The sequence below is a fragment of the Spirosoma sp. KCTC 42546 genome (assembly GCF_006965485.1).
Lineage (GTDB): Bacteria > Bacteroidota > Bacteroidia > Cytophagales > Spirosomataceae > Spirosoma.
This window is the reverse complement of the sequence record NZ_CP041360.1, coordinates 1,899,980-1,921,680: the sequence shown is the minus strand read 5'-3', so window position 1 is coordinate 1,921,680 and position 21,701 is coordinate 1,899,980. Positions and strand designations below refer to the sequence as shown.

The 21,701-nt window shown below is 45.9% G+C and carries 19 protein-coding genes; 9 read left to right on the top strand and 10 right to left on the bottom strand.

Annotation, left to right across the window (positions count from 1 at the left end):
* The first annotated feature begins 22 nt into the window (after window positions 1–22).
* Window positions 23–463 carry a DUF5990 family protein gene (locus tag EXU85_RS07785; protein ID WP_142771541.1) on the top strand — a complete coding sequence of 147 codons (441 nt, stop codon included), beginning with the start codon at window positions 23–25 and terminating at the stop codon, window positions 461–463.
* A 56-nt stretch (window positions 464–519) separates the two neighbouring features.
* Complete coding sequence (locus tag EXU85_RS07780; RefSeq protein WP_142771540.1) at window positions 520–1,944, top strand: Gfo/Idh/MocA family protein; 1,425 nt, start codon at window positions 520–522, stop codon at window positions 1,942–1,944.
* Window positions 1,945–1,999: 55 nt separating this feature from the next.
* Here EXU85_RS07780 and EXU85_RS07775 read toward each other — a convergent pair whose 3' ends face one another.
* Window positions 2,000–4,501, bottom strand: a complete 2,502-nt coding sequence (locus tag EXU85_RS07775; protein WP_142771539.1) for a TonB-dependent receptor plug domain-containing protein — start codon at window positions 4,499–4,501, stop codon at window positions 2,000–2,002.
* Between the two features lie 75 nt (window positions 4,502–4,576).
* Here EXU85_RS07775 and EXU85_RS07770 point away from each other — a divergent pair, with 75 nt between their 5' ends.
* On the top strand, window positions 4,577–5,227 hold the full coding sequence (locus EXU85_RS07770; protein WP_142771538.1) for an oxidoreductase: 651 nt from the start codon (window positions 4,577–4,579) through the stop codon (window positions 5,225–5,227).
* Between the two features lie 19 nt (window positions 5,228–5,246).
* Here the strand turns inward: EXU85_RS07770 and EXU85_RS07765 are convergent, their stop codons facing one another.
* Both EXU85_RS07765 and EXU85_RS07760 read right to left on the bottom strand, forming a co-directional pair.
* Complete coding sequence (locus tag EXU85_RS07765) at window positions 5,247–5,591, bottom strand: hypothetical protein (protein WP_142771537.1); 345 nt, start codon at window positions 5,589–5,591, stop codon at window positions 5,247–5,249.
* Window positions 5,592–5,730: 139 nt separating this feature from the next.
* Window positions 5,731–6,954, bottom strand: a complete 1,224-nt coding sequence (locus EXU85_RS07760; protein ID WP_142771536.1) for a DUF6786 family protein — start codon at window positions 6,952–6,954, stop codon at window positions 5,731–5,733.
* Between the two features lie 79 nt (window positions 6,955–7,033).
* Between EXU85_RS07760 and EXU85_RS07755 the strand changes: the two genes are divergently transcribed.
* From EXU85_RS07755 to EXU85_RS07745, 3 genes are all read left to right on the top strand, one after another.
* A complete protein-coding gene (locus EXU85_RS07755; protein ID WP_142771535.1) occupies window positions 7,034–7,495 on the top strand; it encodes a GNAT family N-acetyltransferase in 462 nt (153 codons plus the stop codon).
* On the top strand, window positions 7,495–8,409 hold the full coding sequence (locus EXU85_RS07750; RefSeq protein ID WP_142771534.1) for a serine hydrolase: 915 nt from the start codon (window positions 7,495–7,497) through the stop codon (window positions 8,407–8,409). The genes EXU85_RS07755 and EXU85_RS07750 overlap by 1 nt, the downstream gene beginning before the upstream one ends.
* Window positions 8,410–8,474: 65 nt before the next feature.
* Entirely contained in the window at window positions 8,475–9,056 is a 582-nt protein-coding gene (locus tag EXU85_RS07745) for a Uma2 family endonuclease (RefSeq protein ID WP_142771533.1), read from the top strand.
* A gap of 77 nt (window positions 9,057–9,133) precedes the next feature.
* On the opposite strand, the gene atpH is transcribed toward EXU85_RS07745, so the two are convergent.
* From atpH to EXU85_RS07715, 5 genes are all read right to left on the bottom strand, one after another.
* Entirely contained in the window at window positions 9,134–9,673 is a 540-nt protein-coding gene (gene atpH / locus EXU85_RS07740) for an ATP synthase F1 subunit delta (protein WP_142771532.1), read from the bottom strand.
* Window positions 9,674–9,680: 7 nt separating this feature from the next.
* Window positions 9,681–10,175 carry a F0F1 ATP synthase subunit B gene (gene atpF, locus EXU85_RS07735; protein WP_111342721.1) on the bottom strand — a complete coding sequence of 165 codons (495 nt, stop codon included), beginning with the start codon at window positions 10,173–10,175 and terminating at the stop codon, window positions 9,681–9,683.
* Window positions 10,176–10,352: 177 nt separating this feature from the next.
* A complete protein-coding gene (atpE, locus tag EXU85_RS07730) occupies window positions 10,353–10,610 on the bottom strand; it encodes an ATP synthase F0 subunit C (protein WP_082111625.1) in 258 nt (85 codons plus the stop codon).
* Between the two features lie 122 nt (window positions 10,611–10,732).
* Complete coding sequence (gene atpB, locus EXU85_RS07725) at window positions 10,733–11,848, bottom strand: F0F1 ATP synthase subunit A (RefSeq protein ID WP_142771531.1); 1,116 nt, start codon at window positions 11,846–11,848, stop codon at window positions 10,733–10,735.
* 471 nt (window positions 11,849–12,319) lie between these two features.
* Window positions 12,320–12,595, bottom strand: a complete 276-nt coding sequence (locus tag EXU85_RS07715; RefSeq protein ID WP_142771529.1) for an AtpZ/AtpI family protein — start codon at window positions 12,593–12,595, stop codon at window positions 12,320–12,322.
* A 115-nt stretch (window positions 12,596–12,710) separates the two neighbouring features.
* Between EXU85_RS07715 and EXU85_RS07710 the strand changes: the two genes are divergently transcribed.
* The 3 genes from EXU85_RS07710 (at window position 12,711) to uvrC (ending at window position 19,363) form a co-directional block, all read left to right on the top strand.
* Complete coding sequence (locus EXU85_RS07710) at window positions 12,711–14,960, top strand: tetratricopeptide repeat protein (protein ID WP_142771528.1); 2,250 nt, start codon at window positions 12,711–12,713, stop codon at window positions 14,958–14,960.
* 92 nt (window positions 14,961–15,052) lie between these two features.
* On the top strand, window positions 15,053–17,410 hold the full coding sequence (locus EXU85_RS07705) for a penicillin-binding protein 1A (protein WP_142771527.1): 2,358 nt from the start codon (window positions 15,053–15,055) through the stop codon (window positions 17,408–17,410).
* 141 nt (window positions 17,411–17,551) lie between these two features.
* A complete protein-coding gene (uvrC, locus tag EXU85_RS07700; RefSeq protein WP_142771526.1) occupies window positions 17,552–19,363 on the top strand; it encodes an excinuclease ABC subunit UvrC in 1,812 nt (603 codons plus the stop codon).
* 230 nt (window positions 19,364–19,593) lie between these two features.
* Here the strand turns inward: uvrC and EXU85_RS07695 are convergent, their stop codons facing one another.
* Entirely contained in the window at window positions 19,594–20,430 is an 837-nt protein-coding gene (locus EXU85_RS07695) for a universal stress protein (RefSeq protein ID WP_142771525.1), read from the bottom strand.
* 196 nt (window positions 20,431–20,626) lie between these two features.
* On the bottom strand, window positions 20,627–21,676 hold the full coding sequence (gene gldN, locus EXU85_RS07690; RefSeq protein ID WP_142771524.1) for a gliding motility protein GldN: 1,050 nt from the start codon (window positions 21,674–21,676) through the stop codon (window positions 20,627–20,629).
* Between the last annotated feature and the right edge of the window lie 25 nt (window positions 21,677–21,701).

The following is a 21,701-nucleotide window of genomic DNA, read 5'->3' as shown; positions in this document are numbered from 1 at the left end:
CACTACGTTAAAAAATTGTAAAATGGATCAAGAGTTACCTCTGCGAATTATCCTGAAAAATCCACCGGCAGGTGTCGACTTTGGCTTGCAAAAAGGGAGTGGCAATCATTACGAGACAGTCCAAATACAACAATTCGATTCTCAGGATTTAGAGTTCGATTTTACCGTGCGGGTAAAAGGAAATCAGGATAAAGACCCACAACCTACTATTCTTGGGCCCTTTGTGCAAGGCCCTCCGAGTGCCCGCTTTGTTTACCTCGATATTGGCAGATGTGCCGGTCAGATGGCTTCCGTATGGAGTCGGCGATTAAAAGTACCGTTAGCGGGAATTACCTGGGAACTGGTCAACCAACTATCGATACAGGAAGGCCAGGTTCTTGAAACACAGGTTCCTGGAACAGGAAAAGATACAGGCCCCAACTGCGGAACGGTAAAACCGTTTATGGGCTGGCAGACGATATAACAATTATTCGCTTATTTTTAGACGATTTTTCTTTCTCCCCCAATTCTTAATCGTACATGAAAAACAAAAAAGGGGCCACTTCCCCTAAGAATGCTGAAAACAGTTCCCGCCGATCATTTTTGAAGACCCTGGGCATTGCCGGTACTGCCGCTGCTGCTGCGCCTGCCGCCCTTGCCGAAACGCCGGTTGCTATTCCTCAATACCTAAATCTGGTTCGTAGTCATTCCAGCACAGCGGCCAACGATAAAGTCCGGATTGCGCTGATTGGTACGGGTGGCATGGGTATTGGCGATATGCAAACGGCCCTCATGGTCGATGGTGTCGAAATGGTAGCCGCCTGTGATTTGTATGATGGACGATTACGCCGTGCCAAAGAACTTTGGGGTGATCAGCTTCCGGTAACGAAGGATTATCGGGAAATTCTGGAACGGAAAGATGTCGATGCCGTCATTAACGCAACGACCGATCACTGGCACGAAAAAATTTCGTCGGATGCTATGCGCAAAGGCAAGCACGTGTATTGCGAAAAGCCGATGGTTCAGAAGGTTGAGGATGGCCATACGCTGATAAAAGTATCGAAAGAAACGGGCAAAGTGTTTCAGGTAGGTAGTCAGTTTGCCAGTTCGTTGCTTATTGCCAAAGCTCGTGAGTTGATGAAAGCCGGTGACATTGGCGAACTTGTGTTTGCGGAAGCCATCTACGATCGTCACAGCGCTATGGGTGCCTGGCAGTATTCGATTCCACCCGATGCATCGCCCCAAACGGTTGACTGGGATACGTATTTGGGCAGCGCTCCAAAACGTCCCTGGGACCCACTGCGCTTTTTCCGGTGGCGGAATTATCAGGACTACGGAACCGGCATTGCTGGTGACCTGTATGTTCACTTACTTACCTCCTTACACTGCATCACGGGTTCGAAAGGACCAAATCGGGTGTATTCAAGCGGGGGTACGCGTTACTGGAAAGATGGCCGCGATGTACCCGATATTCAGCTTAGTATCTATGATTACGGAAAAACAGCTGAACACCCAGAGTTTAATTTAACCACCCGGTCAAACTTCGTTGATGGTGGCGGTGGTAATTACCTGGTTCGTATTGTTGGTACCGAAGGCGATTTATCGCTGGGTTTCGACTCCCTAACCGTTCACCGGAACAAATTCCCCAAGGCACCCGGTATGTCGATCGACAACTTCCCGAAAGACCAGAAGGAGTTGTATATAGCCGAGTACAACAAGCTATATCCACAAGTCCCTGAATTGGTTGGCCCGAAGGAGTTTAAATACAGCTTCCCGAAAGAGTATAAAGGCGACCGCTACGAGCACTTTGTCAATTTCTTTAGCTCGGTACGTCAGAATACCCCGAACATTGAAGATGCTACATTCGGCCTGCGCGCTTGTGGACCAACCCAGTGTGGCAACATGAGTTATTTCCAGAAAAAAGCAGTAAGCTGGGACCCGATCAATATGAAGATCCTGGGGTAAGTGACGTTGTAGGGTGAATATTCGTGGGGTCAGGTTCTCAAACCTGACCCTTTTTTTAGTCTACACGCACAATTGCCTTCGCGGTACCCGGCATCCCGCCAACAGTTATTCCTTCGGCCCGTAGTCGAATATCGGTTTTGGCATCCGACGTAAAGAATGTCACGGTCGCTTTCCCCTCCGCATCGGTCTGAATCATTGGTGCCCAGAACAAGGTTGTGCGGTAGTCGGGTCTTACGTGCTCTGGCTTTTTAACATCGTATCGGGGGGCATAAAACTCCCGCAGGGGCGCATAGCCCGGCAGTTTGGCCACCAGCGTTCCCGGCACAACCTCCTTGGTCAAATCATAATTGGGGCCACCCCGTTTTGTTAGAATGGAAATAACCCCTCCCGATGCCCGCGAGCCATAAATAGCTGCCGATGCTCCTTTTAGCACATCGACCCGGTCTACATCCTGCACCGAAATACCCATTATAGCCTGCAAATCCATCGGCATGCCATCCAGCACAAATAACGGATCAACGGGTCCATTAAAATTAGCCGCTCCCCGAATCTGCACGCGCGCATTAAATCCATTGCCAATTACCTGAACACCGGCAACTTGCCCTTGAATTACATCCAGAATTGTCATTCGACCAGATGTATTCTGTGCAGTAAACTTAACACTGGCATCAGGTGTCCCATAAATCACTCGGGAATCCCTTTCCTGATATTTTTTTGCCTTTACCGTAACGGCTTGCAATAATACCTCGCCATTCCGCCGGATCTGGCGTTCAATCTCCTGATATTCTTTGGTTCTACGAATGAATTCGGCCAGCTCATCCTGGCGGAACTCCAGCGGGTTATAGGGAACCTTCGTAATGGTTACGGTTGGCATCAGCAGTTGATCGAGCGAGATAGCCAGCGAACGGTTCGCTCTGCCTTTTATGCCCTGAATTAGCACGGTGGTGGTATCCGTAAAATCGAGGTCGTAGGCACCAAAATTACCAGCCTCATCCGTTTCGCCCATTAAAAAGTCTCTCGTACTGTCCCGCTTCGCCAGTAAAAAGGTCAGTTTTACTTTGCCTCCAATATCTTTCTGATTCGGCCGTACGACCCACCCCGTTAGCGATAGCCCCCGCTCCACAAAGTGATTGATCGGTGGGATAGTACCACCCAGAACGTCGGTCCAGGCGAATCGTCGCCAGCCCTGCGTCATTAGCAAAAGATCTAGCTTTAACAAGCGATCGTCATGTGCTGGATCGAAATAGTAGCTGGGTTGCTCAACCGTGCCGATCAGATCGGACGAAAGCAATACCTGGGATACAATCGTAGAACCTCTTGAGTCTGCTTCGGGTGCCAGCCGTGCATCCACAGCCGCCAGCGATACATTAGCGGCAACGGGTTTACCCTGCGCATTGGTCGTGGTAATGGTCAAATCCAGTTTCTCACGATTCTTATAGGTCTTCTTATCGGGTGTAAGCGCAATCGAAATCTGCTCGTTCCTATTGATAAAAACCAGTCGCTCACTCACCGGCTTCTGCGTCTCATCAAATAAGGTCAATTGCGAAATACCTTCAGGAAAAGTGTTTCTCGGGATCTGAATCAACGACGTTTTTTTGGCCATCGGAATGCTCACCACATGATTGATTTGCCCTCGCGTCTGCGCAATGAGTGTCAGTTTAGCGGCTGCATCCGAACTGGTTTTATTATGCCGCACATAGACTTTCATATTGTCTTTATGGCTCAGATTATCTATCTGCATTACAACACCCTGTGGTTGCACGGCGGGCAACGGGTAGGCTAAGCTGGTGCCATCGCCGAGCCGTATAGTAGCGGTATACGACTGGCCTGCTTCGGGGGTAATGGTAAAATAACCCATGCCCAAATGGGTGCTGGTGAACCCAACAATTGTATCTTTTTTCGTATTCAGGATAAAGCCTTCTACGGGTATACTTCGCCCAGCAGCATTAACGGCCTTAAACGCCACCCGGCTCTCGATTCCCTCAACCAACTGACCACCTTCGGGTAAAAATTGCACATCTGGTCGGTTCACTACACCCTTTTGTGGCTCTGGGCTAGTTGTTAATCCCTTATTTGTCCCAACGTTGGCTCCGTTGTTTCCAAGGATTGTTACCGGTTTAGAAAAGAAATAGGCATCGGGGTAGTTCCGCATGAAATTGGTATATGCCCGGAGTTGATAGGTGCCTGCCGCCAATGAATCGGGCAGGAAAAGCTGACCAGGTGCATACCCAGCCGTTGCCCGTAGCTGCGTCCGCAACCGAACCCGCCGGGCAATGGGGTCTACCAAATCGACATATACTACCCGACTGGCACTATCCGCTTCGTGCGTAGTACCGTTCATCAGGTAGCCTTTTAACCAGATGGTTTCACCTATGAGATAAGCGTCCCGATCCGTATGGACATACACTTTCTCGGTAGGCCGCTGCTGGTTATAAGCACGGAATCGTTCGATCACTAGTTTACTAAAATCAGGATCGTCAACAAAGTGAATCGCCGATAGTGACCCAATGGTAAGGAGAGTAATAAGCCTGACTCGGTGAAAAAAAGTAAGACGCATAGAATAGATTTCTGAATTAGCTGCCTTCGTTTGTCTACGAAGCAACTAAATTAGCAGAAATACCCTCTTTTTAGCATGACTAACCCAACTCATAAAACGGCCTTAGTGCTCGGTGCTACGGGTCTAATTGGTGAACTGCTCACGCATCGACTTGTTGATTCACCATTCTATAACAATGTGAAAGTGTTAGTACGCAAATCGTTAAGCTGGCAGCACCCTCGTTTACAGGAAGTTCAGTTTGATTTCGACCATCCCAATGGCTTATTGACACAGGCCGACGATATATTTTGCTGTTTGGGGACAACCATAAAAAAAGCGGGTTCAAAAGAGGCTTTCCGACAAGTAGATTATCACTATCCAATCGATATTGCCCGGCTGAGTCTGGCTAATGGTGCCAGACAATTTGCGATCGTTACAGCTATGGGTGCCAATGAGGACTCATCCATTTTCTACAACCGCGTGAAAGGCGAAGTAGAGCGCGACCTAACGGCACTGAACTACCCAACTCTGCTCATTTTCCGTCCCTCTCTCCTACTCGGCAACCGCTCCGAAAACCGCCTGGGCGAACGGATTGCCTCTGGAGCCATGCGGCTCTTTAGCCCCCTTATTCCTGCTAAATATAAAGGGATTAAAGCGGATAAAGTAGCCAAGTCCATGCTGGAAACGATGCAACAGGGGTTAATTGGCAAACACGTTTTTGAATCTGATGTCTTGCAGGAGTTTTAGGCTTGTTTATTGAGCTGTATCAGTTTGACTTACCCAGCTTATCCAGTTCCATAACCAGTTTGACCATGTCGCGGGTTTCGGGTGAATTCCCCATCGTCAACGAGATTGGCCCGTTTTCGGGTTGGTATGTCAGTTGGAATAGTAACCAGGGGCAACACAGCCGTTCAAACTTGATAAACTCTGCCAGTTCATTACTAAGAAGACTATCAGGTTGTTGAAAGACCAACTCATAACTGTTGGCGCGCTCTATAACCCGATCGACTTTCTTAAAAATGGTTTGATGCAGTTCATTCATGCGCGCAATCTGATCATGGTCGGTTAGTTTGCAGGCCAGGACAATTTTCGTTTTCAGTTCCGTTTTCATACGCGTTGTTTGGATCCACTGGGTTAAACAGGAGAAGGCTATGACTAATTTAACCACAGAGGCACGGAAGCCACAGAGAGTTTATCCTATATATTCTCTGTGGTCTCCGTGCCTCTGTGGTTAAACAAATTTTATCTGCTTAGTTTATCGACGCTAAGTCTTTGAATAACAATCGTTTTGATAACTCATTTAGCTGCTGTTCTGAACCTTGCAGGTGAAACGTTGTATGCCGATGCTGGCGTTTGGCTCCGGGGACCAGATTTGCGGCTGGCGATGACGATTCTAATTCATAAAAATGACCCATTTGCGGTTGACCCGGTTTCATTGGGCCGTCGTTATAGGCATTAATAACATCGCCCGAAAAGGGATCTTTTTGATGTTCCCAGGCCGAATTGACATATTGATGATCCTTCGGATCAAAGTCATAGGTAACAAGGGTCAGGGTTTTAGTAGCGGAGTCGTAACTGCCAATCCAATTGGTAGCCCGTGCTGGCGAAACCCCGATCTTGCTGCGATACTTCGCATCGGCTTTAAATAACGCAGCCGTTTTCCCCATCTGCAATCGATCGGCCGGGACTTTACCGAAATAGGCATCGTTGACCGGCTGGCCATCCCCTTCCCGGTACGGCACAATGATCTTGGATTCGGGCGATGCGTTCATCATGCCCAGAATCCAGATAGACGGCATGCCTGTTTGGGCAACCCAAGCTTGTTTCCCTTTGTTCGTAATCACGTTATCAGATTGAATCCCAACTACCTTGAGGGAATGGGTATCAACGGCCAGTTGGTGCTCAATTTCTGCCTTGTCGAGCAATTTAACCGTTCGTTCGATGCCAATGTCGAAGTGGGTACCGCTGTAGTTAGTCAGCGATACGGTGCGGGCAAATGTGGCAGACGTTCTAGACGTATCGGTGATGTCAAATGGTTCTGAATCAATAGCGGCTGGTGTCTGCCAATGATCGCCATCAAATGGGTCGCCTTTTTTGAAATAGAGCGCGTACTGGCCTCCTTCCGGGCCTAACCAGAAACGATCTTCGCCCCCGAACGCATTCATATGGGGCAGAAGCTTTCCGGATTTTATCAGCTCATAGTTAATCCAACCATAGCTGGTCTGGCCGTCGGCAGTGGTCGTCATTACACGCCCCTGATAAGCGGGACAAATCAGGGCACGGGCATTTCCCAGTTCTAACTCAACTAAATCGGCATGATGCTGCTGTAAAAAAAGGCGGTCTTTGGCGTACATGTTCATGGGGGAAGCTTCTGAGGAATCGCTGGTCGACGTTTGTTCTTCAGTTGTTGCCGCTTTCCGGCTTGAACAGGCAATTAGTAAACCACTAAAAACCAAGGCTATGATTTTATTCATGAGAAAGTCAACGAACAATCTGAAAAATACTGAACTTAAACAATCATTTTCGCAGCTACATATAGCTCTATAAATTACCGTGGCATCCCAATCTACTTTTGCAGATACAATACAAATCAGATCTGCGACTCCAGCCGACGAAGCAGTTGTGTATGATTTCCTATGCGATTTAGAGCAAACGAAGTTGGACACAACTGCTTTCCAAACTGTTTACCAGCAAAATCTGAGCAACCCATTCATCTATTATCTGGTAGCTGAATCACGAGATGAAGTCATCGGTTTTGTGAGTTGCCATGTTCAGTACCTGCTACACCACTCTGGAAAAGTAGGTGAAATTCAGGAGTTATATGTCCGGCCTGACGTCCGAAATCAACATATCGGGCAAAAGCTTGTAGCTGAGTTGGGGGCACTGGCTATTCAGGAAAATTTTGTCAATCTGGAAGTGACGACCAATCAGAAACGGCTGGATACGGTTCGCTTTTACGAACGCGAGTCCTTCCAAAAAACACACGTCAAACTGGTCAAACCGATTCAAATCTAATGAGATTTACCTTCTTCTCGTTGCTGTTCATTATCCATACGCTAACCACATTTAGTCAAATATCTATACGGAACGATGCCGTTCTTGAACGAAAGCTCCGGGCTGCTATGGCTAACTTTCAGGGCGATGCGGGTATCTATGTCCGTAATCTTCGCACGGGTAAAACCGTTGCCATCAACGCCGACACTTTGTTTCCAACGGCGAGTATGGTGAAGATTCCGATTCAATGCGGCTTATTCGACAAAATCTATAAAGGCGAGTTGACGTATGACCAGGAATTAATTTACAAAGACTCTCTCCATTACGACGATGGCATTATTGGCTCACTGAAAGACGGCGCTAAAATTACGCTTAGTAAGGTTGTTATGCTGATGGAAACAGTCAGCGATAACACAGGTAGTTTGTGGTGTCAGGCCTTAGCTGGCGGAGGAACGAGCATCAACACATGGCTCGAAACGAATGGGTTTCATCAAACCCGGGTCAACTCCCGAACACCAGGCCGGGAAGCTAACCGGACCCAATACGGCTGGGGACAGACTAGTCCACGGGAAATGGCGGAGCTACTCACTTATATCCGCCAAGGCAAGGCCATTAGTCCCGATGCCAGTGAAGAAATGTACCGGAATCTGGGTCGCCAGCATTGGGACAATGATGGGTTATCGCAAGTACCGCCCGATGTCAAGATAGCCAGCAAAAATGGGGCTGTCAATCAGGCTCGTTCAGAAGTTGTGTTCGTCCACGCTCCACACGGAGAGTACGTGTATTGCGTTATGACCAAGAATCAGAAAGACGAAAGCTGGACGCGCACAAATGAAGGATATACGCTTTTACGTGCAGTGGCGGCAACTTTGTGGCATCATTTCGAGCCCAAATCGACTTGGAAACCGGCAGAAGGGTATGAAAAATGGTGGTAGCATCAGCATAACAATTTGCCCGAGAACAAGTAACTTTGATATAGATAACATGACCTTATAAAATAATGACTGCTTCCCAACCTATTCTTAAGACCTATACATTCGATGAGTATGTAGCGCTGGAACAATCAGAGGGTATTCGTTATGAATATTGGGATGGCCAGGTTATCGCAATGGCCGGAACAACTAAACGGCATAACCGTATTGTACAATCTTTGTCGAGAATTCTTTATCCATTTGCACAGCGAAACGGGTGTGATGTCTACACCGAAAACGTCCGTCAGAAGCTTAAAACAGGTCAGCGATACGTATATCCTGACATTATTTATACCTGCGATTCTGCCGATCTGGAAAATGACATGGGCGTTTGGGTCAGTTCACCGAGTTTGCTGGTTGAAGTAGTCTCCAATTCAACGCAGAGTAAGGATTTTCACGAAAAACGGCCTCACTACACAAAACTCCCTTCATTGCTTTACTACTTACTTGTCTCTCAAACCGACTATCGGGTGGAAGTATTTGAGCGTAATGTTGACTTCTGGAAATATCAGGTCATTGAGGGGGCTGATGCCATTGTTAACTTACCACTATTAGCAATAACCTTATCACTAAAAGTCATTTACGAAGGTATATCTCTGGCTAGCGACTAGGTATTCGGTTTTATTAAACAAGAAAAAGCCACCTCCCGTAAAGAGAAGTGGCTTTTTTATATCCAAAAGTTAAAAGCTTAATTCAGAAACTGCAACCGCAAGTCATTCAACTGACTACGGATAGAACCATCAACTTGCTGGTCACCAACGCGTAAAACGTAGCCACCAATCAGTCTTGGATCAATTTTTTCTTCCAGTTCAACCAGTTTACTACCCGTTGTTTTCATAACCATTGCCTTGAACTTCTCACGTAATGCATCGGTGAGGGGTACTGTTGTAATTACAGTGGCCCGATCTACACCTTTCTGACGATCATATTGATTGATGAACTCATCAGCTATGGCATCCATAATAGGCTCCCGGTTCTTTTTCGCAATGATTTCAAAAAATGACATCGTCACCGGATCAACTCGGGTGGCGAAAACAGCTTTCAGAATAGCATTTTTCTTTTCAGCCCGAACAATGGGATTCTTCAACATCAGCAACAGCGGCCGACTTTGCGCCACGGTGTTCTTAAAGAACAGCATGTCTTTGTACATTGTCTCCGTCAGGCCATTTTCCCGAGCCAAATCTAATAACGATTTAGCATAGCGGGCGGCTACAGTAGCGACTGCCATAATCGAATTAGTTTAAGCGTGAGTTTGATACCAGATCGGTCACCAATTTCTCCTGAGCCGATTTATCGCTGAGTTCTTTCCGAAGAACTTTCTCCGCAATATCAAGCGACAGTGTAACGACTTCCTTTTTCATCTGCATAACCAACGCCTGACGCTCGTTCTGCATCGACTCACGAGCCTGTTCCAGAATCCGCTTTCCTTCCGACTCCGCTTTTTCACGAGTATCGGCCATCATTTTGTCGGCGGTTTCTTTAGCACCGCGCAGAATAGCTTCCCGCTCAGAGCGGGCTTGGGCTAATAATTTTTCGTTATCAGCTTTCAGTGCAGTCATTTCCAGGCGAGTTTTCTCGGCCAGATCAAGTGCACTTTGAATATTGTTTTCGCGCTCGTTTAGGCTTTCCGTAATGGGTTTCCAGGCAAAGGCGCGAAGAATCAGAAACAGGCCGAGGAAAACCACTACCTGCCAGAATAAAAGACCGAGATCGGGAGTCAGTAAATCCATGAGTGTTAATTATGGAAAGTCAATGTTAGTAATCGTGTAATCAATCTTTTGTTAGAGAACATTCGCCCGTCGGCAATCCCAAACGGGCAAATGTTCTCTGAGGAATTGGTGAGCAGTTGTGCCAGTGCCTAATGCAACCAGCCTACTCAAACTTGGTGTCTACTGGGCTCAACCGAATTAGGCTGTAGCAACCAGAAGACAAATAACGGCTGCGAACAGAGCAACGGCCTCGATCAGAGCGGCAATGATCAGCATGGCGGTTTGGATACGACCAGCCGCTTCTGGCTGACGAGCAATACCTTCCATAGCACTACCACCAATTTTACCGATACCAAGACCAGCACCAATAGCGGCCAGACCAGCACCAATAGCAGCACCCATAACCGAAACACTACCCGTAGCTTCTAACAGCATTGAAAACAACATTGCGAACATAACCTTACAACAGATTTATTAGTGAAACAAAAGATTGCTATTTATAAAATGGATAATGTAAACTGAACAGTTGATAATGACTCAATGGCTGCCATTACTCATTTTACATTATTCATTATTAACTAGTGCGCTTCCGCGCCTTCGTAACCGATACCGTGGTCGGCCTCATGGTGTTCTTCTACCGCACTACCGATGTACATAGCCGTCAGCAGTGTGAAGATGAACGCTTGCAGGAAGGCTACCAGCAATTCGATTAAATTCAAAAACAGGGTAAAAAACAGTACAACCGGGCTGATGGCAAGGCTAGTACCCATACCACCCATGTGATTGGCCATGAAAATCAGCCCCAGCAAACTCAGGATGATAATGTGACCGGCGGTAATGTTGGCAAATAACCGGATCATGAGCGATAACGGCTTCATGAACACGCCTACGATCTCAACCGGAATCATAATGGGTAACAACGCAACCGGAACACCAGTTGGCTTCAGAATGTGTAGCCAGTAGTGTTTGTTACCACTAAAGGTAACAATCAGGAATGTAATAACAGATAATACCAGCGTGACAGCTATGTTACCCGTCAGGTTAGCAGCACCTGGCAGCAGACCCAGCAAATTGTTGATCAGAATAAAGAAAAACAGCGTCAGCAGGTAAGGCAAAAACTTGGTGTATTTAGGACCAATGCTCGGCTTGGCTATTTCATCGCGTACAAACAGGATGATTGGCTCCAGAAACGATTGAAGACCTTTTGGGGCCTTACCCTTGTTCTTTGCGTAGCCACTACTCACTGCCGAAAACACCAGTATCATGATAACCGCGCTTAATAATAACGACGCTACGTTCTTGGTGATCGAGAAGTTGTAGAATTTAGCTTCGTGATCGACTTTCCCGTCGGCCTCAACGCGGTGGATTTTACCGTGCTCATTTTTATAGCCCTCATACACTTGCCCGTGAGCCAGCCGTGACGAAGAAAATACTTCCAGGCCCCGATCTTTCGAGTAAAGAATTACGGGTAATGGCAATGTGACGCCGTGAGCAAACTCCCAGCCGTGATCATCTTTAATGTGGTGCATGATCATTTCACCCACATTAAATTTCCCTTTAGGAGCGGGTGCTTCGCCTTCATGCTGAGCGTGTGCCTCACCCTCCTGATTATGCTCCTGCGCCTTAGCGCCTACTAACGAACTCAAAATGAGAGCCGTTGCTAACAAGAACTTATTAATTGACAAACGCATCATATGATGTGACAGATCCTTTTTACGAATCGCGTCGCAAGTTACGAGTAAGCGTCCAAATCTCAAAGCCTGTGTAACATATATATAGTACAAGAAAGTCCAAAACAAAGGCTCGACGTTGCTCGATATGCTGGAATAGAAAAAAACCAACAAAGGCAAGTCCCAGTATAAGACGCGCAACGGTTGCCGCTAAGTAAAGTGGTATCAATCGCTCCTGATTACCTTGTAAACCAGTCTCTACCAGCCGGTGAGTTAGGAAGGATACACTTAGAAAAAAGACTAGCAGCATTTTCCAGTTAGGGTGTAGCCAAGGCGAAACAGAATATCGTTCGGCTATGAAAAATACAATTGCTAATATGATGGTAAATAGGATTGTGCGGAGCATGGGCAAGGAGGAAGGCGCAGGGAGCTGGGTAGTTTAAACAAAAAGCAGATGACATTTATTCCCTGCTCTATGCACCACGCCCCATGCTACTACTTATTTGTCAATTGGCGAATAAATAAATAGAGAGAAGCACCAATAGCGGTTAAAGACAGTACAATTGTCCAGATGGGCCGATGATTTTGCTGCCAGGCATCTAGTTTCATGCCAACCCAAACGCCCAGCCCGATCGTGCCAAGCATTTGAAAGGCAATACCACTAAATTGCACAAACGATGTCGTTTTTTCAGTGGCTTTCTTCAGTGGCTCATTGCCCCGAACTGGCTTATGTAAGTCATTCGGATTGGGTTGTTCGGGGTGGTTTTCCATAGAATTAAGGTTGAAACACAATATGCCGTACAAAATTCGTTAATTTGGCCTAACGTTCCATATTGACTAAACGTCCTGCAACGTTTTAATACGAGTGACCACGTGTTATTTTCGAATGTCCCGCTATTTTCGTAATCACCTTTTTTTAGTAATAACGGTCCTTACTGTACTGACCGGCGGACTGGTTTCGTGTTCGCAATATAGCACGAAGCCAATCAGCAAAGGGTATCATAACCTGACCTCCCATTTCAACGCCTACGTGATTGCCCGCGATGAGATTGCTCAGGCTGAACAAGAGTTGTTCAAAAAGAGGCAGGAAAATTATAACCAGTTATTGCCCATCTTGTTGCCAGTTGACTCGATACTAATTCAACCGGTAAAACCACAGTTGGATGATGCCATCAAAAAAGCATCACTTATTCCCGAACGCCATCAGAACAGTAAATGGCTTGATAACGCCTATATATTAATTGGTCGGGCACGGTTGCTAAAACAGGATTTACCAAATGCTATTGAGGTGTTCAAGTATGTGAATACAAAAGGTACGAATGAGGATGATAAACATACAGCATTAGTAGGGCTTATGCGAGCTTATACAGAAGCTAGTGATTATACTAACGCCTTAAACGTAGCTGAATTCCTAAGGAATCAACCCCTTAACAAAGTCAACACCCGAGATTTTTACCTGACGAAAGCTTATCTCCACGAACGGCAAGGCGAGTATGCCACCGCATCAGGTATTCTGGATGCAACGTTTCCAGTCTTGAAGAAAGGAGAGTCAACAGCCCGCCTTCATCTTATAGCAGGACAATTGTACGATCTCATTGGTCAACCGACCAAAGCTGTTGACCACTACAGGCAGGTGCTCAAATCACGGCCTAGTTATGATCAGTCTTTCTATGCGAATCTGTACGCCATTCAGAGCAATGGCCTTACGGGCGACCAAAAGCGAATGGCGCAGTCGACCGAAACGTTTGAGCAATTGCTGAATGACCGAAAAAATACTGATCTGAAAGACAAAATTTATTTCACGATGGGGCTGCTTGAAGCTCGTAGTGGCCGAATCGACAAAGCCATTAAGTTGTATAGTCAATCGATTCAGGCGGCAGGTTCCAATACGTTGCAGGTGCCTTACACCTATCTGGAAATCGGTAAACTCTATTTTGAGAAGAAAGCCGACTACGCCCATGCAAAAGTATATTACGATAGCGCATTGGCACTACTGCCCAAACAATCAGCCGATTATGCGGCTCTGCTGAATCGAAAAAAGACGCTTGATGAGTTTGTTCTTTACCAAACAACCATCCGCACCGACGACAGTCTATTGCATTTAGCCCAAATGGAGCCTGCTGCTCTCGATAAACTGCTGGATAATACCATTGCCCAACAGGAAAAAGAAGACAAAGCTCAAGCTGCATTGGCCCAACAAATTATAGATAAGGCAACTAATGGCACTGGGGGCTCTGTACCAGGAGCTACCAACTCCAATCTGCAACCTGGCGAACGCTGGGCTTTATATAATCCCATTACGCTAAGTCAGGGTCGACAGGAGTTTTCGATACGTTGGGGAAACCGACCTCTTGAAGATAACTGGCGACGCACGAACAAAGAAGCATCAGTAGCAATTGCCTCTACAAATAGCCCCGTTGTTGGTAGCTCACCCGCGAATTCAGTGAATCCAAACGCGCCCTTGCTTCCCGTCGATGCATCGAATCCAGCGGCCAACCTAACCAGCCCGGCAGCTGGCCGGAAAGCGAAGAAAGATGCTATGATGACCAAGATTCCGTTCGCAAAGGAAGCACAGCTCGCAGCGAACCAACGGGTTGAAAATGCACTGTACAAGCTAGGAAAACTGTATAAGTTTCAACTTAATCAGCCTGCCGACGCCATTCCAACGTTTGAACAATTATTGACCCGTTACCCAAATACACTTCAGAAACCAGAGGTGTATTATTTACTGTATTTATCAAACGATCAGTTAGGAAAAGCCTCGCCCTGGAAAGACAAATTACTGGCAGAGTACCCGAACACCTCTTACGCTCGTCTAACTGGAAAAGCTGCCGTTCAGACTAGTGACTCCGAGGCTCAGGCGCTGAAAGCTTACACGGCTATTTATGAACTCTACCAAACGAACCCCACGGAGGCATTAGCCCGTGCAGAAACAGCCATGGGAAGCTTTTCTGGGACTCAACTGGAAGACAAACTAGCGTTACTTCGGGTTATTCTGGTTGGCCGGACAAAGACGATAGATGCTTACCGACAGGCACTCAACGAATTTATTCGCGATTATCCGGGCAGTCAATTGCTGCCTCGTGTGAAGGAAATGCAGACCGCTGCCGAACAGGCATCCGTAAAACGAAAATAAGAAAGTTTACCGTTTACTGTTTTCGGTGGCAGACGCACAAATGCTTCGCGCTACTGTAAACGGTAAACCGTAACCCGCAAACCAAAATACGAATGATTCAATTTGCACCCGGACCTTACCGGACTATAATCCGAAATCTCTGGCGATACTCGCTGATTGGCATAGTACTGTTAATTTTATACGTGCTTGCAGTCAGTTATAACTTTCTATGGCTTTTTGGTGGTATGCCGAGCTTAAAAACGCTCGAAAACCCCAAAAGCGAGGAAGCATCAGAAGTGTACACATACGACCATCAGCTACTGGGTAAGTACTATGTTGAAAACCGTACTCCCATAGAAATCTCACAGGTGTCGCCCAATGTTACATCTGCCTTATTGGCAACTGAAGATGCCCGTTTTATTAAGCACTCTGGCATTGACCCTCGCTCACTTTTCCGGGCTGTAAGTGGGTTCCTTACGTTCAAGGACGCGTCGAGTTCAGGAGGGGGCAGCACACTCACCCAACAAACGGCTAAGAATCTCTTCGATACCCGTCAGGAAGAATTACGGGGCTTACTAGGCAATATTCCTGTAATTGGTCTGGTGATCGCTAAAACGAAAGAATGGATTTTGGCAGTGCGTCTGGAACGTAATTATACCAAGCAGGAGGTCATGATGATGTACCTCAACACGGTATCATTCGGAAATAATACCTATGGCATAAAAACCGCAGCCAAAACCTATTTCAGTAAGGAACCCTGGAATCTGAATGTTGAGGAAGCCGCTATGTTGGTTGGTATGCTCAAAAACCCTACGTTTTATAATCCCCGTTTGTCAGAAGAACGCACCAAAGAGCGCCGAAACGTGGTGTTGGGGCAGATGAAAAAATACAAGTTCCTGACCGACGAGCAGTATTTCACCTACAAACGTAAGCCACTAAAGCTTGACTTTAGCGTTGAGAATCAGAATACAGGTATGGCTGCCTATTTCCGCTCGGTCATCAAAGACGATATCAAAAAATGGATTAGACAATACAATGAAGAAAACCCCGGCGCAGACCTAGATCTCTACACGAGTGGTCTGAAAATCTTCACTACTATCGACTCACGCATGCAGGCCTATGCCGAAGAGGCTATCATGACTAACATGCGCGATCAGCAAAAGAAGTTCTACGAACACTGGCGTGGCCGGAATCCCTGGGTAAAAAAAGATCCCCGAACCAAAAAATACATTGAAATTCCAGGCTTTATTGAAGAGCGAGCCAAACGAACTACACGGTATAAGCAGCTCAAAGCGGCCTATGGAAACGATGAGAAAGCGATCTGGGAGAACATGCGAAAACCTATCAAGATGAAAGTATTCGTCTATGGAGGTAAACGCAATGAGAAAGACACGACCATGAGTCCACTGGATTCTATTCGCTACTATAAACGGCTGCTTAGCACTGGATTTATGTCAATGGACCCACGTAATGGGTATGTGAAAGCATGGGTAGGTGGCGTCAGTTTTAAACATATGAAGTTCGACCACGTTCGCCAGAGCCGTCGCCAGCCTGGTTCGACCTTTAAGCCATTTGTGTACCTCACAGCTATGGATCAAGGCTTTGTAACACCCTGTAGCCATATCACCGACCAGCCAACTACGTTTGCGCATGGTGAAGATAACAACGGCGGACCAGCCTGGACTCCTCATAATTCGAATGGGAAATATAGTTATCAGAGCCTCTCGCTACGGGAAGCACTAGGTCAGTCGATAAACACAGTCAGTGCCCAATTGATCAAGAAAACGCGCGCTGCTGAGGTTATTAAATATGCCCATGATATGGGGATCGAAAGTACCGATTTGCCCGAAAATCCCACACTTTGCCTGGGAACGGGCGATGTTGCCGTCTATGAAATGGTAGCGGCTTACTGTGCATTTGCCAATGGCGGCATGCGTGTCCGGCCCATGATGCTGGTCCAGATTCAGGATAAGAATGGCAATGTGTTAAAGAACTTTACGCCCGATGCCAAGCAGGTAATTAGTGCTAATCGAGCTTATGAAATGCTGCACCTGATGCGTGGAGCTGTTGAAGAGCCAAATGGTACAGCTAAACGTCTGGAAACGCAATATAAACTACTGGAAGGTGGTAATGAGATTGCTGCAAAAACGGGTACCACCTCGAACTATTCAGATGGTTGGTTCATGGGCATGACCCAGCACCTTGTATCGGGCTTGTGGGTAGGTGGCGACGATCGGTCTATTCACTTTCGTACTATCGAATTGGGTCAGGGTGGCCGAGTGGCCATGCCTGCCTGGGGGATGTACATGCAGAAAATTTACAAAGACCCAACCTTAACAACGTATCGTCCTGAACCTTTCCGAAAACCCAATAACTTTAAAATTGATTGTGGTGGCTACAATATAGATTCGTCGCAACGGTATATTCCACCTAAAGTGGTACCAGAAGATGAAGATGAGATATTACAGTAACTCACCTGGGCCAGCAAACATGCTGGCCTTTTTAGTCGATAAATTATAAGCAACCTTTCACGAATATTGGTTGTTTTGTAATACCGACCTTCCCGGTTGGATAAATGGTAAGAACCTGACCAAGCCGATCGATCCTATACTATGCCTGAATTCGACTACAAACAAGAACTAGCCAAAGTACCGCACGAGCCGGGAGTTTATCGCTACTTCGATCATACGGGCGAGGTCATTTATGTTGGGAAAGCAAAAGATCTAAAAAACCGGGTCAGCAGCTATTTCACCAATTCCAAAGGACACGACCGAAAAACTCTGCGCTTAGTAAGTCAGATTCGGAAGATTGAGTTCACCATTGTTCATACCGAATTCGACGCGCTTTTACTGGAGAATCAGCTCATCAAGCGATACCAGCCAAAGTTCAACATTCTCTTGCGCGATGATAAAACGTATCCCTTCGTCTGCGTTACGAATGAGCATTTTCCTCGTGTATTAACAACCCGACGTATTGATCGTAAATTAGGTACGTTTTACGGCCCTTTCGCCAATCTAAAACCTATGTACACAGTGCTTGACATGTTTAGTCAGCTGTTTACGATTCGGACCTGTAATTTTAATCTCGCTCAGGAAAACATTGAAGCGGGTAAATATAAAGTTTGCCTGGAATACCATATCGGCAATTGTAAAGGCCCTTGTGAGGGCAAACAAAGCGAAGCCGATTACAACAACGATATTGAACAGGTTCATCACATTTTGAAAGGAAACCTGAAGCCAGCGCAGGACTATTTTAAAGCTCGGATGGTGGAGGCCGCCAACGATCTGGCATTTGAGCAGGCTCACAAGCACAAGGAAAAGATGGATATTTTACAGCGGTTCCAGAGTAAATCAACCGTTGTAAACCCCAAGATTGCTGATGCGGATGTATTTTCGATCGCTTCCGATGAAGTATCTGCTTACATCAACTTCATGAAGGTTGTGAATGGCACGATTGTTCAAACGCATACAGTAGAAGTCAAAAAGAAACTCGATGAAGCTGATACTGATCTTCTGGCTATGATGATTATCGAGTTTCGGGAGCAATACGGTAGCCAGGCGAAAGAGATAATTTCAAACATTCCGCTGGATGTAGATTTGAAAGCTGAAGTGACAGTTCCGCAAATTGGCGATAAGAAAAAATTGCTGGACATGTCGCTGAAGAACGTACTGTATTTCCGGCGAGAACGACAGGAACGGGCAGCCGCTGAAGCTACGGCCAGTGCTAGTAAAAAAGACCGTGTTTTAATTCGATTAAAGCAAGATTTACAACTAAAATCCCTGCCAAATCGCATCGAGTGTTTCGATAACTCGAACATTCAGGGTACCAATCCCGTATCGGCTATGGTGTGTTTTATTGGCGGTAAGCCTGCGAATAAAGAATACAGGCATTTTTCCATCAAAACCGTTATCGGTCCGAATGATTTTGCCAGTATGTTTGAGGTTGTTACCCGCCGGTATACACGTGTACTTACAGAGGGTAGCGACATGCCTGATTTGATTGTTATTGATGGTGGCAAAGGGCAACTTAGCGCAGCATGCGATGCCTTAAAAGCCCTCGACCTCTATGGTAAAGTACCCATTATTGGTATTGCTAAACGCCTGGAAGAGATTTATTTCCCCGAAGATAATCTGCCCCTTTACATCGATAAGAAATCAGAATCGCTCAAGCTAATCCAGCGTATTCGCGACGAAGCCCACCGCTTTGCGATTACGTATCACCGTGACAAACGTAGTCGTAATAGCCTTATCAGTGAACTGGAAAATGTGGAAGGTGTTGGTAAAAAAACAGCAGCTAAACTTCTGAAACACTTTAAAGGTGTAACAAAAATTCGAGAGGCTTCATTTGACGAAGTCGCTGAAGTAGTGGGACAGGACAGAGCACATAAATTGAAGGAATATTTTGATACTATTGAAAATGGATAACAGTAAAGTGGCTTTTCAGCCGCTTAGAAACCAATACCATTATCTCATAAACATGAGCCATCCCGAATTTTGAGCCAGAACAAAAAGCGCTCAACAGGGCACAGGGCATTGGCAATAGCTAATCGTAATCTATAAATCGACCGGGGTAATTCCATGCTTACTAAAGTAGTGTTCTCGTCAGTGCAATACTCCTTATTCAAATATGAAACAGTTCATACCATTCTCCTGTTTTAGTGGAGTTTATGGTGGAAGATCATCAGGGGGATGCCGGCATATAGCGTCATACTTTTTGTAAGGCTTTTGCCAAAGAGTTTGTCGGGTAAGCTGCGGTAATGAGCAGACATTACCAATAGATTAACTTTATTCTCTTCCAGATACTGTTCCAACCTATTTTCTACGTTGTTGCCTGTTAGTAGTCTGAAATTAATCCCGGAAAGCTGAGTTCTTACTTTTACTTGTTGCTCAAAACTCTTTAGTGCATTTACAGCAGCAGTCGATTCTTTTTTTATTACATGGATAACTGTGATGTTTGCCTGGAAAGATTGAGCAATTTTCGACAGGTTTTCCAGATTGACAATATCGTCTGGCATATAATCGCTGGCATACACGATTTCTTCGAGCGTTTCCAGTTGCAGATTCTCAGGGATGACTATTACGGGGCACGTGGCTTTTTCTACTACCCAGGAGGTATTTGTACCAAAGAGCCGTCCTTCCAGTTTATTACCTAAGCCCTGGGTTCCCATCACAATAAGCTCAACACTTCTTTCTGCCAGCAGTTGCAATAGTTCCTCGCGCAACTCGTTTTTACTGCTGATATATTCAGGCGGAGAAAAGGCGCTGACACTGATGTTATCGTAAAGTTCTTTTAGTTTCTGGTCAGCATGCAGCTTTGCTGTAAGTGATTCTTTCTCTAGTGCTTTGGCAGATACATAGGCGTTCGTATGATAGGTGTGGAAAGAGTGAAAAAGAATAATATGGGCTTGGAGTTTTTGCGATAAGTTGATGGCAAAAATCAGTGCGTTTTCTGCGGTTTTCGAAAAATCGACTGGGACTAAAATTGTTTTCATGATTTTACCGAGTACTGACTAATTCGTCGTAAAGCTACCTCAGGGGCAATAAGTAGGGCTGATCTTCGTCAGTAATTGACCTGAGATTGCTTTCTTTTTCTTATACTTTACCGGTATGGCTCATATTATCCACCATATCTTTATATCATAAAAAAAGCGGCTTAAAAGCCGCTTTTTTTATGATATAAAGATATTCTTAATATTCCCAGAGACCGTGTTCGGTTTCCATCAATTCGTATTCTGTTTGATAGGATTTTAGCAAACCTTCACGGTCGCCATACATACCCACTAAGTCTGTATCTCCTGGATTAGCTACTTTCGTAATCCGTCCATAGAATAACCGTAGATCAAATGCGTCAGCCAGGTTTTTGTGCTGAGCCTGATTTTGTGGGTTATACCAGATAAATTTCTTCGGATCACTACGGAATAACTTATCTAAATCTTTATACTTGAATGAAGCAATAGGTTTTTCATAGCCAGCAGCATTCTTATCAGCTGGCAGGAGAAGCGTTATTGTCTGCATATCATAGTAAAGACGCGAGCGTTTTTTGTCAAAAATCCAATCTTCTTTAACTTCAAGGATATTTAACTCTTTAGGGAAATACTCATCGCCAGACAAAACAGGTGCCTGAGCAACGGCTACCGTATCCTTTTTAGGCTCTACAACGGGCTCAACTACTTTCTTTCCTTTTTTACCCTTTGCATTTTTAGCAACTGCTGATTTTTTCTTAGGTGCTCCCCAGCCATCATCAACAGGCTCAGCGGCTTTCTTAGGCGTTCCCCAACCGTCATCAGGCTTTTTCTTGTCATCCTTTTTCGGTGTATCCCAGCCATCATTCTTAGCTCCGCCTTTACCATCTTCTGTAAAACCAGCCGCTTTTTCTTCTGCAGATAGGCCACCACCTGTATTCGGAATCAGCAGGTTTTCGTGAAATTTCTCAGGTGTTATCTTCGTCGTACACGAATCATTGGTGTAGGCGTCAATAAGGCCAGCTTTCACAGCTTCCATCAAATATTTTGAAATCTCATTGTTCTTTGAGAACATAGACTGATTCTGTTTCTCCTTCAGGTCGATTCGACGCCAAAGGGTCTTCTTCATCATAATATCATTCTCATTGATTCCACGAACCGAATTTGCATTTACGCCACTGCTCGCCTTCTCCTGGGCCAAGGCTTTCCCCCCTGCCAATGCCAGCGCAGCTACAGCTAGCACACCAGCAAATCGTATCGTTTTAATCTGTGTCATGGCTACTACTTGTTGTCAATTCAGT